General features: G+C 61.9%; 12 protein-coding genes and 1 pseudogene. 9 read left to right on the plus strand and 4 right to left on the minus strand.

All coding sequences use genetic code 11. The features are described 5' to 3' along the window. Nucleotides 1-20: 20 nt before the first annotated feature. The 4 genes from speA to HX839_RS02115 form a co-directional block, all read right to left on the minus strand. Complete coding sequence (speA, locus tag HX839_RS02100; RefSeq protein WP_003217295.1) at nt 21-1934, minus strand: arginine decarboxylase; 1914 nt, start codon at nt 1932-1934, stop codon at nt 21-23. Between the two features lie 212 nt (nt 1935-2146). Continuing rightward, nucleotides 2147-2518, minus strand: coding sequence for a translation initiation factor Sui1 (locus HX839_RS02105; RefSeq protein WP_003217297.1), 372 nt, complete (start codon nt 2516-2518; stop codon nt 2147-2149). 297 nt (nt 2519-2815) lie between these two features. Then, entirely contained in the window at nt 2816-3352 is a 537-nt protein-coding gene (locus HX839_RS02110) for an NUDIX hydrolase (protein WP_008439015.1), read from the minus strand. Nucleotides 3353-3354: 2 nt separating this feature from the next. Continuing rightward, nucleotides 3355-4422 carry a DUF2333 family protein gene (locus HX839_RS02115; RefSeq protein WP_003217301.1) on the minus strand — a complete coding sequence of 356 codons (1068 nt, stop codon included), beginning with the start codon at nt 4420-4422 and terminating at the stop codon, nt 3355-3357. A 274-nt stretch (nt 4423-4696) separates the two neighbouring features. On the opposite strand from HX839_RS02115, the gene HX839_RS02120 reads away from it, so the two are divergent. The 9 genes and pseudogenes from HX839_RS02120 to fis all read left to right on the plus strand — a co-directional run bounded on the left by HX839_RS02120 (nt 4697) and on the right by fis (nt 14943). Beyond that, entirely contained in the window at nt 4697-6367 is a 1671-nt protein-coding gene (locus HX839_RS02120; RefSeq protein WP_177066681.1) for a PleD family two-component system response regulator, read from the plus strand. 1519 nt (nt 6368-7886) lie between these two features. After that, nucleotides 7887-8381: pseudogene (locus HX839_RS31785) on the plus strand (methyl-accepting chemotaxis protein); the annotation flags it as partial. Between the two features lie 264 nt (nt 8382-8645). Then, complete coding sequence (gene aroQ / locus HX839_RS02130; protein WP_003217307.1) at nt 8646-9101, plus strand: type II 3-dehydroquinate dehydratase; 456 nt, start codon at nt 8646-8648, stop codon at nt 9099-9101. A gap of 25 nt (nt 9102-9126) precedes the next feature. Further along, the gene (gene accB / locus HX839_RS02135; RefSeq protein ID WP_003217309.1) at nt 9127-9588 is read left to right on the plus strand and encodes an acetyl-CoA carboxylase biotin carboxyl carrier protein; all 462 of its coding nucleotides are present in this window, start codon (nt 9127-9129) and stop codon (nt 9586-9588) included. 17 nt (nt 9589-9605) lie between these two features. Then, nucleotides 9606-10967, plus strand: coding sequence for an acetyl-CoA carboxylase biotin carboxylase subunit (gene accC, locus HX839_RS02140; RefSeq protein ID WP_003217312.1), 1362 nt, complete (start codon nt 9606-9608; stop codon nt 10965-10967). A gap of 288 nt (nt 10968-11255) precedes the next feature. Then, nucleotides 11256-12134, plus strand: a complete 879-nt coding sequence (gene prmA / locus HX839_RS02145) for a 50S ribosomal protein L11 methyltransferase (protein ID WP_177066682.1) — start codon at nt 11256-11258, stop codon at nt 12132-12134. Between the two features lie 30 nt (nt 12135-12164). Beyond that, nucleotides 12165-13427, plus strand: coding sequence for a DUF3426 domain-containing protein (locus HX839_RS02150; RefSeq protein WP_177066683.1), 1263 nt, complete (start codon nt 12165-12167; stop codon nt 13425-13427). Between the two features lie 185 nt (nt 13428-13612). Next, on the plus strand, nt 13613-14626 hold the full coding sequence (gene dusB / locus HX839_RS02155) for a tRNA dihydrouridine synthase DusB (RefSeq protein ID WP_003217321.1): 1014 nt from the start codon (nt 13613-13615) through the stop codon (nt 14624-14626). Continuing rightward, the gene (fis, locus tag HX839_RS02160; protein ID WP_003186237.1) at nt 14623-14943 is read left to right on the plus strand and encodes a DNA-binding transcriptional regulator Fis; all 321 of its coding nucleotides are present in this window, start codon (nt 14623-14625) and stop codon (nt 14941-14943) included. The genes dusB and fis overlap by 4 nt, the downstream gene beginning before the upstream one ends. The last annotated feature ends 3 nt before the right edge of the window (nt 14944-14946 follow it).

The raw sequence follows: 14946 nt of genomic DNA on the forward strand, positions 1-14946 counted from the left end.
TCAGCCTGGAAGCGGTGTGCTTACGAGGACAGGTACGACGAACGCGTCAAACCAAGACGCAACGCATCCAGGAACTGAGTCCGCTCCGCCGCCGTGATCTTCGCGCTGGCGCACTTGTCACGGTAGTGAGTCATCAACTCCTCCGGCGACAAGTGCACGTAGCGCAGCATGTCTTCGATGGTGTCGTGGGTCTCGATCCCGGCGCTGTACACCGACCCGTCGTCACGCTGGTAGATGTTCACCGAGTCGGTGTCACCGAACAGGTTGTGCATGTCGCCGAGAATTTCCTGGTAGGCACCCACCAGGAAGATCCCCAGCAGGTAGTCCTCGCCTTCTTTCACAGCGTGCACCGGCAAGCTGGTCTCGATGCTTTGCTCATCCACGTATTGCTTGATCTTGCCGTCGGAGTCGCAGGTCAAATCCTGCAGCACCGCACGGCGCAACGGCTCTTCGTCGAGGCGATGCAGCGGCAATATCGGCAGCACCTGGCCGATGGCCCAGGTGTCCGGCAGGCTCTGGAAGACCGAGAAGTTGCAGATGTACTTGTCGGCCAGCTTGTCGTTGAGCTCGTCCAGCACCTGACGGTGGGAACGCTGGCGGGCTTTCAGCGAGTCGTGCAGGCGGCGGCAGACGGCGAAGTAGCACTGTTCAGCCAAGGCCTTCTCGGCCAGGGTGATCTTGCCGTCGGCGTACTGGGTTGCCACGTCGCTCATGTAGTGAGTGGCGCGCCAGTAGGTTTCGGTGACCATTTCAATGTCGGTCGGGCCCAGCAGGTCCACCAGCCATTGCACGGTTTCCGGCAGGCTTTCCTTGTTTTCGATCAACGGCACGTCGTCGTTGTGTTTCTCGACGTCGGTGACTTGCACCACCAGCATGGCGTGGTGGGCGGTCAGGGAACGGCCGCTCTCGGAGAAGATGTTCGGGTGCGGCAGGCTCTGCGCGTCGCAGAATTCCTTGAGCATGCCCACAACCACGCCGGCGTAGTCGTCCATGTCGTAGTTGATCGAGCTGGCGTTACGCGAGTGGGTACCGTCGTAGTCCACGCCCAGGCCGCCGCCCACGTCGATGTGGTCTACCGGCAGGCCGAGGTTGCGCAGTTCGCCGTAGTAACGAATGGCTTCCTTGAACCCGTGCTGGTAGTCGGCCAGGTTGGCGATCTGCGAACCCATGTGGAAGTGCAGCAGGCGGATGCCCTGGTCCAGGCCCGCCGCGCGGAAGCGTTCGACCACCGACAACAATTGCGCCGCCGACAGACCGAATTTGGATTTCTCGCCGCCGGTGTCCGCCCACTTGCTCGACGCCAGGGACGACAGGCGCACCCGCAGGCCCACCTGAGGCTTGACCTTGAGGTTGGCGGCTTCTTCGATCACCAGGCCGACTTCGGATTCTTTCTCGATCACGATGAACACGTTGTGGCCGAGCTTCTGGCCCATCAGCGCAAGGCGGATGAACTCACGGTCCTTGTAACCGTTGCAGACGATGGTGCCGCCTTTCGGGGCCAGGGCCAGCACGGCCAGCAGCTCGGGCTTGGAGCCGGCTTCCAGGCCAATGGACACGTCCTGGGTGGCGATGATGTTCTCGATCACCGCTTCCTGCTGGTTCACCTTGATCGGGTACAGCGCGGTGTATTTGCTCTGGTATTCCAGGCGCTCGATATTGGAGTCGAACGCGCCGGTCAGCTGGCGCACGCGGTCTTGCAGGATGTCGGGGAAGCGCACCAGCAACGGCAGGGACAGGCCGCTTTTGCGCAGCTCGTCGACTTGCTCGTACAGGTCCACAGGCGTGCTGTTCGGGCCGTTCGGACGGACTTCAACGCGACCGGCATCATTGATCGCGAAATACCCGGCCCCCCAATGGCGAATCCCGTAAACACTGCGGCTGTCCGCAACTGTCCATTGGCTGCCATCGTCTTTGCGTGTGCGTCGTACGGACATCGAAGTCCCCTATAAATGAAGTCGAAGTGCACCGGCCTGATCAGAGGCTGGCGCAGTCTAAAGAATGAAAATGACGATTTGCCTGTGAGAGGGGTAGACCCCACTTGCAGGACAGAGTTTAGACACCGGTCAGGAACAGGCTCTGTGAAAACCATGGAGACGACAGTTCGCGTTCAGCCAGCGGGCTATCGGGGTGGTTTTCACAGAGGCTGCTAGCCGCCGGATTTCTTCGCCTTGTAACCCAGCTTGATCAGCTCGGCCAACAGCAACTCGACGTGGTCGCCCTGGATCTCGATCACGCCGTCTTTCAGGGCGCCACCGGTGCCACAGCGCTTTTTCAGCGTGGTGGCCAGTTCCTTCAAGGCTTCTTCGGCCAGGGGCACGCCAGTGATGGTGGTCACTGTCTTGCCGCCACGGCCCTTGCTCTCGCGACGAACGCGGGCAATACCATCGCCTTCGGGAATCAGGGTTGTTTTGCAGGTACAAGCGTCCACGGGCTGGCGACAGTCCGGGCAGTGTCGACCTGCGTCGGTGGAAAATACCAGGCCACCAAGGGCGGCGAAGGATGCGGCTTTTTTGGCCACCGGCAATCCTCTTGGGAGGACAAAGACTGATCGATGGGGTCATCGACCGCGAAGCCCCACTCAGGCAGGGGCAGCGCTACTGAGCCGCCGATGTTCAAACCACTGTAGGAGCGAGCTTGCTCGCGAAGGTCGTCAACGATAACGCGGGCCTTCAGACAGCACGCGTCGTGCTTACGTTTTTCGCGAGCAAGCTCGCTCCTACAGGGTGGAACAACAGCGGTTCAGCCTGAAAAGTCGCGCAGTGTAACGGCAAAAAGGCCCCTTGCTAAGAGCCAAATCGCGCCAATTTATGCAACTTTAGCGACGCAGGGCCAAATAACGACGCAACCCTTCCTGGGCATCCGGGCAATAGGGCTTTTGCTCGGCCTCCTGAAGCACCGTCGCCAGGGGCAGAAAGCGCGCTTCCATGACTTCTTCCGGCTGGATTCGCAGCGGCCCGTCCCACACGGCCGAGAACGAGGTGCACCAGAGCCGGCTGTCGCCGTCTTCGAAGTAGAAGTGATCGTGGGCGGTCAGTTCGACGCCGCTGACGCCCAGCTCTTCTTCCAGCTCACGGGCCGCCGACTCGGCATAGGACTCGTGGGCCGCCACCATTCCGCCCGCCGCCGTGTCCCAGAAACCCGGGTACATGGCTTTGCTCAGGGTGCGCCGGTGCACACACAGCTCACCGGCCGAGTTGAACAGGAAAATAAAGGTGCAGCGCCCGATCAGCCCGCGCCGGCGCAGATCGGAACGTACGAGGCTGCCGAGCAGGTTGTCCTGCTCGTCGACCCAGGCAATCAGTTCGGCGTCGGAGGCGGCGCGGTGCGCTGCCTCCCTGGTGGAAGCGTCCATCATCAACCCTGGTTCAGGAGCTGACGCAGGTCGATCACTGCAGCGTTGGCCCGGGAAATATAGTTGGCCATGACCAGCGAATGGTTGGCCAGGATGCCAAAGCCACTGCCGTTGAGAATCATCGGGCTCCATACCGGCTCTTGCGAAGCTTCCAGCTCACGAATGATCTGGCGCACGCTGACGGTGGCGTTCTTCTTGGCCAGCACATCGGCGAAGTCGACTTCAATGGCGCGCAGCAGGTGCGACAGGGCCCAGGCCTGGCCGCGGGCTTCGTAAAACACGTTGTCGATCTGCATCCATGGGGTTTCCACCACTTCTTCGTCGACCTGCGGCACTTCACCCGGCGCCAGCGCTTCGGTTTTCAGCGCGGTGTTGAGCTTGACCCGCCCCACACTGGCCGACAGCCGTTGCGACAGCGAACCCAGGCGGGTCGCCACATCACCCAGCCAGTTGTTGAGGTTGTCGGCACGTGCATAGAACAGCGCGCCTTTTTGATTCGGGTCGGACAAGCGCGCTTCGTAGCGGCTCAGGGAATTGATGCCTTCCTGGTATTCCGACTCGCTGGACGGCAGCACCCAGCTCTTGTTGTCGAAGTTGAAGCGTGGTTCGGCCTTGGCCAGGTCTGCGTCTTCCGCCGACTGCGACTGGGAGCGGGCGAAGTCCTTGCGCAGGGCACGGGTCAGGTCACGCACCTGCACCAGTACGCCGTACTCCCAGCTTGGCATGTTGTCCATCCACAGGCCCGGCGGGAAACGGTCGTTGGAAATGTAGCCACCCGGCTTGTTCAGCAGGGTGCCCACCACCGTCTTGAGGGTTTCGACGGTGGTAAAGCCCACCACCATCTGCTTGCCATCCTTCTCGGCGGCAATTTGCGCATTCTGCTGGACCGGGAACAACGCAGGCTCTTCGCTCCAGTACCAACCCAGGGCACCGGTGACCAACAGGTACAACGCAACCAGCGAGAGCAACGCACGGCTCATCAGCAGGTTACGGAAATAGCTGCGGGGGGCCGACTTGGTTTCAGGGGCCGGGCCCTTTGCACTGCCTGCGCGGTTTTTCCAGTCCAGCATGGCGATATCCTTTCAATCACTTGAGTTCAATAGCTACGACCACAACCCTGCCCCATCGTGCCGAGCAGTGCGGCGCTTTTAGCCAGGGTGGCGCGAGTACGCGGTTCGACTATAAAGGATGCACGCTGTTTACGCCCGCGCGACTGCATGGTCGATAAATGAATCTCTGCGACCTTGCAGTTAATTGACGTATGACACTCGTGCAACGGAAAAGAGGTGCTAGCATAGAGCCATCAGTTCGACCTCAGCATGCAGCCTAACTAGTAGTCAGGATATGACCGAGCCAGAAGACCCCAGCCGTGAGCGTCTCAAGCACCATTTTGCCCAGCGGGTAATTCATCAGGCACGTCAAATTCTTGAGATCTGGCAGCGCCTGCAACGCAGCGAATGGTCGACCACTGACCTGTCAGAGCTCAGTGAGGCCAACCTGCGCCTGCTGCGCTTTGCCGAGCGCTTCGAGCAGCCGGAACACGGCCAGTTGGCGCACCAGATCGGCGCATCACTCAAGGCGGTGGACGACAACCGCGGCCGCCTGAGCAGCCACCTGATCACCGAACTCAACCGTTTGATGCAGCGCCTGTCGCGCACCGGGCTGCGCCAGGGCGACCAGCTGGAACAAACCCTGCTGCCGCCGATGCGCAAGCCGATCTACGTTATGTTGGCCGATCACGACCGCGCCGACCGCCTGGCCAAGCAGCTGGAATTTTTCGGCTTGAGCGCCCAGTCCCTCGACAGCGTGGCGGCGTTTCGCTCATCCATGGCCGAGCGCTTGCCGGCGGCCATTGTGATGGATGTGGATTTCTGCGGCGCCGGCCTCGGCCTGAAGCTCGCCGCCGAAGCCCAGGAAGGCCTGGAGCAAAAGCTGCCACTGCTGTTTTTCAGCCTGCACGAAACCGACACCCCCACCCGCCTGGCCGCCGTGCGCGCCGGCGGCCAGGAGTTCCTCACCGGCACCCTGGAGGCGTCGAGCCTGCTGGAAAAAATCGAAGTGCTGACCTGCGTCGCCCAGTACGAACCTTATAAAGTGCTGATCATCGACGACTCGCGGGCCCAGGCCATGCACACCGAGCGCCTGCTCAACAGTGCCGGTATCGTTACCCGCACCCTGATCGAACCGATCCAGGCCATGGCCGAGCTGGCGGACTTCCAGCCCGACCTGATCATCCTCGACATGTATATGCCGGCCTGCACCGGTACCGAGCTGGCCAAGGTGATCCGTCACAATGACCGCTACGTCAGCGTGCCGATCATCTACCTCTCGGCCGAAGACGACCTGGACAAGCAACTGGACGCCATGAGCGAAGGCGGCGACGACTTCCTCACCAAGCCGATCAAGCCCCGGCACCTGATCACCACCGTACGCAACCGCGCCGCGCGGGCACGCAACCTCAAGGCGCGGATGGTGCGCGACAGCCTCACCGGGCTGTACAACCACACCCACATCCTGCAACTGCTCGAAGACTGCAGCTTCCGCGCGCGCCGCGAGGGCAAGCCGTTGAGTTTTGCGATGCTCGACATCGACCACTTCAAGCGGGTCAACGACAGCCACGGCCACCCCATGGGCGACCGGGTGATCAAGAGCCTCGCGCTGTTTCTCAAGCAGCGCCTGCGCAAGACCGACTATATAGGCCGTTACGGCGGCGAAGAATTTGCCATCGTGATGCCCGACACCGACCTCGACAGGGCTTGCCAAGTACTTGACGAGATTCGCGGGCGCTTCGCCGAGATTCACTATCCCGCCCAGCCCCAGGATTTGTGGTGCACGTTCAGTGCCGGCGTGGTGGAGCTCTGCGACGGCTCCGACAGCCTGATGATGGCGGCCCAGGCCGACGAGGCCCTGTACCGCGCCAAGGATGCCGGGCGTAACCGGGTGATGTCGGCGCGTGCATCAAAGCAAAGTGCCACCTTTTCACCGGAATCCACCGAATCCGTCATAACTCTGTAATGGAAACGCAATAACTTCAGGCACTTACTTCTGCTGTCGGTTGAAACCACGCATGCGCCTGAAGCTGCTGACGAATCTGAACACCCTCCTTCTGGTCGCCGTTTGCCTGGCCCTGGGCGCTACGCTCTGGTGGTCGCAACGTGCCCTGGAACGGCCTTACCTGCTGATGGAGCGCTACCTTGGCCTGTCGCAGACGTTCCAGAACCAGGCCGCGCGCAATATCGACGATTACCTCGCCAGCGGCGACGCCCTGCGCCTGAGCAGCGCCAGCCAGAGCCTGGAAAACCTGTTGCAGCAGCTGGATGAGTTACCCGCAGAGCTGGCGCAAAACCTGCGTCCCAGCCTTGCCGACCTGGACACCTTCGGCAAGACCGACCTGCTGGCCGCCGGTAAGCTGGCCGGCGACCCGCAAGCCCTGTTGCTGCAAGCCGAACGCGAACTCGGTGCCAACCTGGAGCAACTGAACCAGTACGCCAGCGGCGTCAGTACGCCCGAGGCGGCGCGCTATCTGCCGCCGTTGCTCGCTGCGTCCCAGCACCTGGCGAAACTCTCCCTCGCCCGGGACAAGCTGGTGAGCAGCGGGCGCAGCGAACTGGCCGACGATGTGGAGCGCGAAGTCAGTAATATCCGCAGCCAGGCTGACGTGCTGGGGCAGCTGCCATTACTGGGGGTGACCGCCAGCAGCGAGTCCAGTACCGACGATTTCTCGGCCATGATGGGCCTGGAAAACACTGAAAAAACCGTGGCCCAGGACACCGGCGTCGACCTCAAGCGCGAACTCAACAGCCTGCTGACCCGCTACCCCGCCGAGCTGAAACGCACCCGCGAACAAATCCAGCAACGCACCGAACTGGCCACCGCCACCCACTTGAAAATCAACGCCGTGCAGCAAGCCATCGCCGGGCTGGAGCCTGTGGTGCGCGCCCAGCACGCGCAGATCCAGGGCGAAGTGCGGCTGATGCAAGGCGTGATGATCGGCCTGATTCTGCTGATCGCCCTCTTGATCGACACCTTGCAGCGGCGCCTGGCGCGGGTGCTGACCAACCTGGCGCCGGCCTTGTCCACCTGGGCCGAAGGTGACTTCAGCCAACACATTGCCCTGGGCAAGACCAACCGCGAACTGCACGATATCGAAGAGTCCCTGAACCGCCTGCGCGCCTACCTGGTGGACCTGGTGGGCACCATCAGAGGCAACGCCGAGCAAGTGGCCGGCAGCAGCAGCGCCCTCGCCGAATTGAGCAGCGGCATGCACGACGGTGCCGAGCGCCAGGCCGGTGACACCGCGCAGATTCGCGATTCCCTGGGCGAACTGGAAGCGACTATCCAGCAGGTTGCCGGCGACGCCAGCCAGGCTGCCGAGGCCAGCCGCAGCGCGGGCCAGGCCGTCGAGCAGGGCCAACGGGTGATCGGCCTGAGCCTGACCGGGTTGCACGCATTGGTCGGCGAAGTGCAGATAAATGCGCAGATGATCGAGAAACTCGCCGAAGAGTCCGCGACCATCGGCGGCGTTCTCACGGTGATTCGCTCGATTGCCGACCAGACCAACCTGCTGGCGCTGAACGCCGCCATCGAAGCCGCCCGGGCCGGTGAAGCCGGGCGCGGGTTCGCCGTGGTGGCCGATGAGGTGCGCTCCCTGGCCCAGCGCACCGCCGGCGCCACCGCCGAAATCCAGCACCTGATCGCCGGCCTGCAAACCGCCGCCCGGCAATCGGTGGAAGGCATGCGTGCCCAGGTCGAACACGCCGAGGCCACTGCCGAACAAGCCCAGGCGGCTGACGGCGCGCTGGATGAAATCGTCGGGGCGATCCAGACCATTTCCGACACCGCCGTGCGGATCGCCGATGTGACGGCCCAGCAAAGTGGCGCCGTGAGTGAAATCCGCGATAACAGCGAGCGGATTCACCAGCTGGGCGAGGACAACTTGCTGCGAATTGGCCAGGGACGCCGCCAGGGCGAGCACTTATTGGTACTTGGCGGGCAACTCAACACCGCCGTGCAGGCATTCCGCGTCTGACCGGCTCTCCCGTCTTGTGAAGATCAAAATGTGGGAGCGGGCTTGCTCGCGAAGGCGGCGCACCCGTCAACGCATGTGGCGGCTGAACCACCGCCATCGCAGGCAAGCCAGCTCCCACACTGACCGGATTCAGCCTTGCGGTCACATATTTTGCGCAATCCTCGCTAATCGTGCTGCCTACTGCATAGAACTGGACAGTCACAAAGCCTTTGCGGCATAGTCGCCGGGTTCTACCGTGCCCACATCAATAACAAGGAACAGCCGATGGCGACCTTACTGGTTCTTCACGGACCCAACCTGAACCTGCTCGGCACCCGCGAACCGGGCGTCTACGGGGCAGTGACCCTCGAACAGATCAACCTCGATCTGGAACGACGGGCACGTGATGCCGGCCACCATCTGCTCTACCTGCAAAGCAATGCCGAGTACGAACTGATTGATCGCATCCATGCCGCGCGCAGCGAAGGCGTGGACTTTATCCTGATCAATCCCGCCGCTTTTACGCACACAAGCGTTGCATTACGTGACGCGCTGCTGGCGGTGAGCATCCCATTCATCGAAGTGCATTTATCGAACGTGCACAAACGCGAACCTTTCCGCCATCACTCTTACTTCTCCGACGTTGCGGTAGGAGTGATCTGCGGCCTTGGCGCCAGCGGTTACCGACTGGCCCTGGAGGCCGCCCTGGAACAGCTTGAAGACACGGCCAAGCGCCCCTGACCGACCCTTTGGGAGTTGATGATTCATGGATATCCGTAAAGTTAAGAAACTGATCGAACTGCTGGAAGAATCCGGTATCGACGAGCTGGAGATCAAGGAAGGCGAGGAATCCGTACGGATCAGCCGTCACAGCAAGACCCCGGCCCAACAGTTCTACGCACCACAGATGCAAGCGCCGGCTCCGGCCGCTGCACCCGTGGCTGCTGCTCCGGTCGCGGCGGCTGCCGAAGCCCCTGCGGCTCCAAAACTGAACGGTTTCGTGGTCAAGTCGCCAATGGTCGGTACCTTCTACCGCACCCCGGCACCGACCTCGCCAGCCTTCGTTGAAGTCGGCGCAACCGTGAAAGTGGGCGACACCATCTGCATCGTTGAAGCGATGAAGATGATGAACCACATCACGGCGGAAAAAGCCGGCGTCATCGAATCCATCCTGGTAGAAAACGGTCAGCCGGTTGAGTACGACCAGCCGCTGTTCACCATCGTTTGAACCGCGGAGCGCCTTCGATGTTGAAACCTGCGAAGAAACTGCAAAAAGTCCTGATCGCCAACCGCGGCGAGATCGCGCTGCGTATCCTGCGCGCCTGTAAGGAAGAGGGCATCAAGACCGTCGCTGTTTACTCGACGGCCGATACCGAATTGATGCACGTGAAACTGGCGGACGAAAGCATCTGCATCGGCCCGCCACTGGCCACGAACTCGTACCTGAAAGTCTCGAACATCATCGCCGCCGCTGAAGTGACCGGCGCTGATGGCATCCACCCCGGCTACGGCTTCCTCGCGGAAAACGCCGATTTCGCCGAACAGGTGGAGAAATCCGGGTTTGCCTTCATCGGCCCGAAAGCCGAAACCATTCGCCTGATGGGCGACAAGGTATCGGCCAAGGACGCCATGATCGCGGCCGGCGTACCTACCGTTCCAGGTTCCGACGGCCCGCTGCCTGAAGACGAGGCAACCGCCCTGCGCATTGGTCGCGAAGTCGGTTACCCGGTGATCATCAAGGCCGCCGGTGGCGGTGGTGGTCGCGGCATGCGCGTGGTGCACAAGGAAGAAGAACTGATCGAAGCCGCCAAGCAGACTCGCTCGGAAGCTGCCGCCTGGTTCGGCAACCCGATGGTCTACCTGGAAAAGTACCTGACCAACCCACGTCACGTGGAAGTGCAGGTACTGTCCGACGGCCAGGGCCACGCCATCCACCTGGGCGACCGCGATTGCTCGCTGCAACGTCGTCACCAGAAGGTGCTGGAAGAAGCGCCGGCACCGGGCCTGGACGAAACAGCTCGCCAGGAAGTACTGGCTCGCTGCGTCAAGGCGTGCATCGACATCAACTACCGTGGCGCGGGCACTTTCGAGTTCCTGTACGAGAACGGCCGTTTCTACTTCATCGAGATGAACACTCGTGTGCAGGTAGAGCATCCGGTTTCGGAGATGGTCACCGGTATCGACATCGTCAAGGAGATGCTGAGCATCGCCGCTGGCAACAAGCTGTCGTTTACCCAGGATGATGTGAAGATCCACGGCCACTCCCTGGAGTGCCGGATCAACGCCGAAGACCCGAAAACCTTTATCCCAAGCCCTGGCCTGGTCAAGCATTTCCACGCGCCCGGCGGCAACGGCGTACGTGTGGATTCGCACCTGTACAGCGGCTACAAGGTTCCGTCCAACTACGACTCGCTGATCGGCAAGCTGATCACCTGGGGCGCCACCCGCGACGAGGCCATGGCCCGTATGCGTAATGCCCTGGACGAAATCGTGGTAGACGGCATCAAGACCAACATCCCGCTGCATCGGGACCTGGTTCGCGATGAAGGCTTCTGCGAAGGTGGTGTGAACATTCACTACCTGGAACACAAGCTGGCTAATCAGTAAGCGAAGTGCTCCACCCAACAAAGCCGCCTTCGGGCGGTTTTGTTGTTTCTGCCCACCCGATTTTTCTGGATGGATACATTCCCCTTGTGGGAGCGGGCTTGCTCGCGAATGCGGTGTGCCAGTCAACACATCCATTACTGACACACCGCATTCGCGAGCAAGCCCGCTCCCACATTTTGTTCTGTGTACACCAGCAGTACAGTCGTCTTCTGCTGTTCGCTCGCGTAAACTTGCGCGTCTTTCGCAGCCCTACCCCGCTGCACACTCATTTTTTCAAAGGTGCCCGCCATGCCTTGGCTGCAAGTCCGTCTCGCCATCAGCCCAGAACAAGCCGAAACCTACGAAGACGCGTTCCTCGAAGTGGGCGCCGTGTCGGTGACCTTCATGGACGCCGAAGACCAGCCGATCTTCGAACCCGAGCTCAACACCACCCCGCTGTGGTCCCACACCCATCTGCTGGCCCTGTTCGAAGACGGCACCGATGCCACCAGCGTCCTGGCCCATATGGAACTGCTCACCGGCGGCCCGCTGCCGGAACACCACAGCGAAATCATCGAAGACCAGGACTGGGAACGCAGCTGGATGGACAACTTCCAGCCAATGCGTTTTGGCCAGCGCCTGTGGATCGTGCCGAGCTGGCACGCCGCCCCCGAGCCTGACGCCGTGAACCTGCTGCTGGACCCGGGCCTGGCGTTCGGCACCGGCACCCACCCCACCACCGCGCTGTGCCTGGAATGGCTCGATGGCCAGGACCTGAAAGACTGCAACGTGCTGGACTTCGGCTGTGGCTCGGGGATCCTGGCGATCGCTGCCCTGCTGCTGGGCGCCAAGGAAGCGGTCGGTACCGATATCGACGTGCAAGCCCTGGAAGCCTCCCGCGATAACGCCGGGCGCAATAACATCGCTGAAGAGAAATTCCCGCTGTACCTGCCGGAGCAATTGCCCCAGGTGCAAGCCGACGTGCTGGTGGCCAATATCCTTGCCGGGCCGCTGGTTTCCCTGGCGCCGCAGCTGTCGAGCCTGGTCAAGCCGGGCGGCCGCCTGGCGCTGTCGGGCATCCTCGCCGAACAGGGCGAAGACGTTGCCGCCGCCTACGCCCAGGATTTTGAGCTGGATCCGATCGCCAACCGCGATGGCTGGGTACGCATCAGTGGTCGTCGGCGCTAGAATGAGCGCCTGCATGAATCGGATGGCCGCATGACCGACAGTTTCGTCACCCAGTGCCCACACTGCCAAGCACGCTTTCGCGTCAACCACGCTCAATTGAGCGTGGCCCGTGGCGTGGTGCGCTGTGGGTCGTGCCTGCAGGTGTTCAATGCCGCTCGCCAACTGCTGGAGCAGCGCGCCAACGCGCCCGCGCCCCAGGCACCACCTGCGGCAGAGCCGCCGGCAGCCGTAGAACCGCCACCCCAAGCGCCGCGAGCCATCAGCCAGAAGCAATGGACCGCCGAAGAGCTGGACCTGGATAACCTGGACCTCGACGTAGAACTGGCCAAGCTGGAGCGTCGCGAGATCCAGCACACCCAACCCGTGGGTGCCGACCGTCGCCAGCCCGGCGCCGATCGTCGGCAAAAGGAAGATGCCCTCAGCGCCAGCCGTGACACGGCCAAGGCCGAGGAAGAGCGATGGGCCTCCAGCCTGTTCAGCGAACCCCGGGATGAACGGGCCCAAGCCCCGCAAACGGCCGACGACGAACCGCAACCGGCCAAGGCAAGCCCAGGCAAACCCAAGCGCACCGAACCGTCGATGTCGTTTGAAGCGGTCGAGCCGGACGACGAACCACCGCTGCACACAAGCACCACCGATGACGAACTCGACCCACCGGTAACCGCCGTAGCGGACGAGCCGGAACCCGAACAACCGGAACGCCCGCAGCCCAAACGCAAGCGCCCTCGCCCCGAGGCCGGCGCCCACGACGACCTGCTTTCGGACCTGGAAGACGACCCGCTGCACCTGTATTCCCGGAAGCGCTCCTCCGGCTGGGGCCGCCGTTTGTTCTGGGGCTTGCTGGTGCTGCTGGCCGCCGCCGGCCTGGCGGGACAATACGTCGCCTACCAATTCGACGACCTGGCACGCCAGGACGCCTACCGCCCATGGTTCCAGGAACTGTGCCCGAAACTGGGCTGCACCGTGCCATCCCGGGTCGATATCGCCCACATCAAGAGCAGCAACCTGGTGGTGCGCAGCCACCCGGAGTTTGCCGGTGCCCTGGTGGTGGACGCGATCATCTATAACCGCGCGACATTCTCCCAACCGTTCCCGCTGCTGGAGCTACGCTTTGCCGACATGAACGGGAATATGATCGCCAGTCGTCGCTTCAAACCCGCCGAATACCTCAGCGGCGAGTTGGCAGGCGTGACCGAGATGCCCTCCCAGACGCCGATCCACATTGCCCTGGACATCCTCGACCCGGGCAACAAAGCGGTGAATTACAGCCTGAGCTTCCACTCCCCCGAGTGAAACGGCTGCCTGGCCGGTGCTTGACGGCAGATTATTGACTGCATCGCCTTTGACCAAACCTGCGGCGATAAGAAAATAACTGCTCAGATTTTATCCAATTCAGCCTTTATCCAGTCATCGAGAGCGGGTATCATGCCAACCCTTTTTCGAACTCTAATGATCCGGCCCCACAACAGGGAAGTCCTATGTCGGCGGTACGCATCGGCCCATACACATTGCACAACGGCTTGATCCTCGCCCCGATGGCGGGCGTCACCGACCAGCCCTTTCGTCAGCTTTGCAAGCGTTTGGGCGCAGGGCTTGTAGTCTCGGAAATGGTCACCAGCGACATGAGCCTGTGGAACACCCGCAAATCGCGGATGCGCATGATCCACGAAGGTGATCCCGAGCCCCGCTCGGTACAGATCGCCGGCGGTGATGCGCAGATGCTGGCGGATGCGGCCCGGGCCAACGTGGAGTTGGGGGCGCAGATTATTGATATCAACATGGGTTGCCCGGCCAAGAAGGTCTGCAACAAGGCCGCAGGTTCTGCCCTGTTGAAGGATGAGCAGTTGGTGAGCGAGATCCTGCATGCCGTTGTCGCTGCAGTGGATGTGCCGGTCACCCTGAAGATCCGCACCGGTTGGGACCGGGACAACAAGAATGGCCTGACGGTGGCGAAGATCGCCGAGCAGGCGGGCATTACAGCGCTGGCGGTGCATGGCCGCACCCGCGCCGACCTTTACACCGGTGAAGCCGAGTACGACACCATTGCCGCGATCAAGCAGGCGGTGTCGATTCCCGTCTTTGCCAACGGCGACATCGACTCAGCCGAGAAAGCCCGGCGCGTGCTGCACGCGACCGGCGCCGATGGCCTGTTGATTGGCCGGGCTGCCCAGGGGCGGCCGTGGATTTTTCGTGAGATCGAGCATTTTCTGCGTACCGGCGAAACCTTGCCGGCACCGGAGCTGATCGAGGTGGAACGTATTCTGCTAGAGCATCTGGCCGCCCTGCACGCCTTCTACGGAGACGTGATGGGAGTACGCATTGCTCGCAAGCATGTGGGCTGGTATCTCGCAACCTTGCCGGGCGCCAGGGAGTTTCGCGCCCACTTCAATCGTTTGGATGATACGGAAGCACAGTGCGCCAACGTTCGTGAGTTCTTCTCCGAGCGTTACAAGAGCCTGGTGACAGGGGACGGAGAAGGGGTGGCCGCATGACGATGATGACCGAGACTTTAGTGAGTGGAACAACACCCGTGAGCGACAACGTCAATTTGAAACAGCACCTCAACACGCCGAGCGAAGAAGGCCAGACCCTTCGCGGGAGTGTCGAGAAGGCGCTGCACAATTATTTCGCCCACCTTGAGGGCGCTGCCGTCACGGACGTGTACAACCTGGTGCTCTCCGAAGTCGAAGCGCCGTTGCTCGAAAGCGTGATGAACTACGTCAAGGGCAACCAGACCAAGGCCAGTGAGCTGCTCGGTCTGAACCGTGGCACGCTGCGCAAGAAACTCAAGCAGTACGATTTGCTGTAAGCA

Source organism: Pseudomonas sp. I8001 (assembly GCF_013385345.1).
Taxonomy (GTDB): Bacteria; Pseudomonadota; Gammaproteobacteria; order Pseudomonadales; family Pseudomonadaceae; genus Aquipseudomonas.

Coding starts and splice junctions, on each gene's coding strand:
- speA (WP_003217295.1), bottom strand. CDS start 1,934: ATGTCCGTACGACGCACACGCAAAGACGATGGCAGCCAATGGACAGTT.
- HX839_RS02110 (WP_008439015.1), bottom strand. CDS start 3,352: ATGGACGCTTCCACCAGGGAGGCAGCGCACCGCGCCGCCTCCGACGCC.
- HX839_RS02115 (WP_003217301.1), bottom strand. CDS start 4,422: ATGCTGGACTGGAAAAACCGCGCAGGCAGTGCAAAGGGCCCGGCCCCT.
- HX839_RS02120 (WP_177066681.1), top strand. CDS start 4,697: ATGACCGAGCCAGAAGACCCCAGCCGTGAGCGTCTCAAGCACCATTTT.
- aroQ (WP_003217307.1), top strand. CDS start 8,646: ATGGCGACCTTACTGGTTCTTCACGGACCCAACCTGAACCTGCTCGGC.
- accB (WP_003217309.1), top strand. CDS start 9,127: ATGGATATCCGTAAAGTTAAGAAACTGATCGAACTGCTGGAAGAATCC.
- accC (WP_003217312.1), top strand. CDS start 9,606: ATGTTGAAACCTGCGAAGAAACTGCAAAAAGTCCTGATCGCCAACCGC.
- prmA (WP_177066682.1), top strand. CDS start 11,256: ATGCCTTGGCTGCAAGTCCGTCTCGCCATCAGCCCAGAACAAGCCGAA.
- HX839_RS02150 (WP_177066683.1), top strand. CDS start 12,165: ATGACCGACAGTTTCGTCACCCAGTGCCCACACTGCCAAGCACGCTTT.
- dusB (WP_003217321.1), top strand. CDS start 13,613: ATGTCGGCGGTACGCATCGGCCCATACACATTGCACAACGGCTTGATC.
- fis (WP_003186237.1), top strand. CDS start 14,623: ATGACGATGATGACCGAGACTTTAGTGAGTGGAACAACACCCGTGAGC.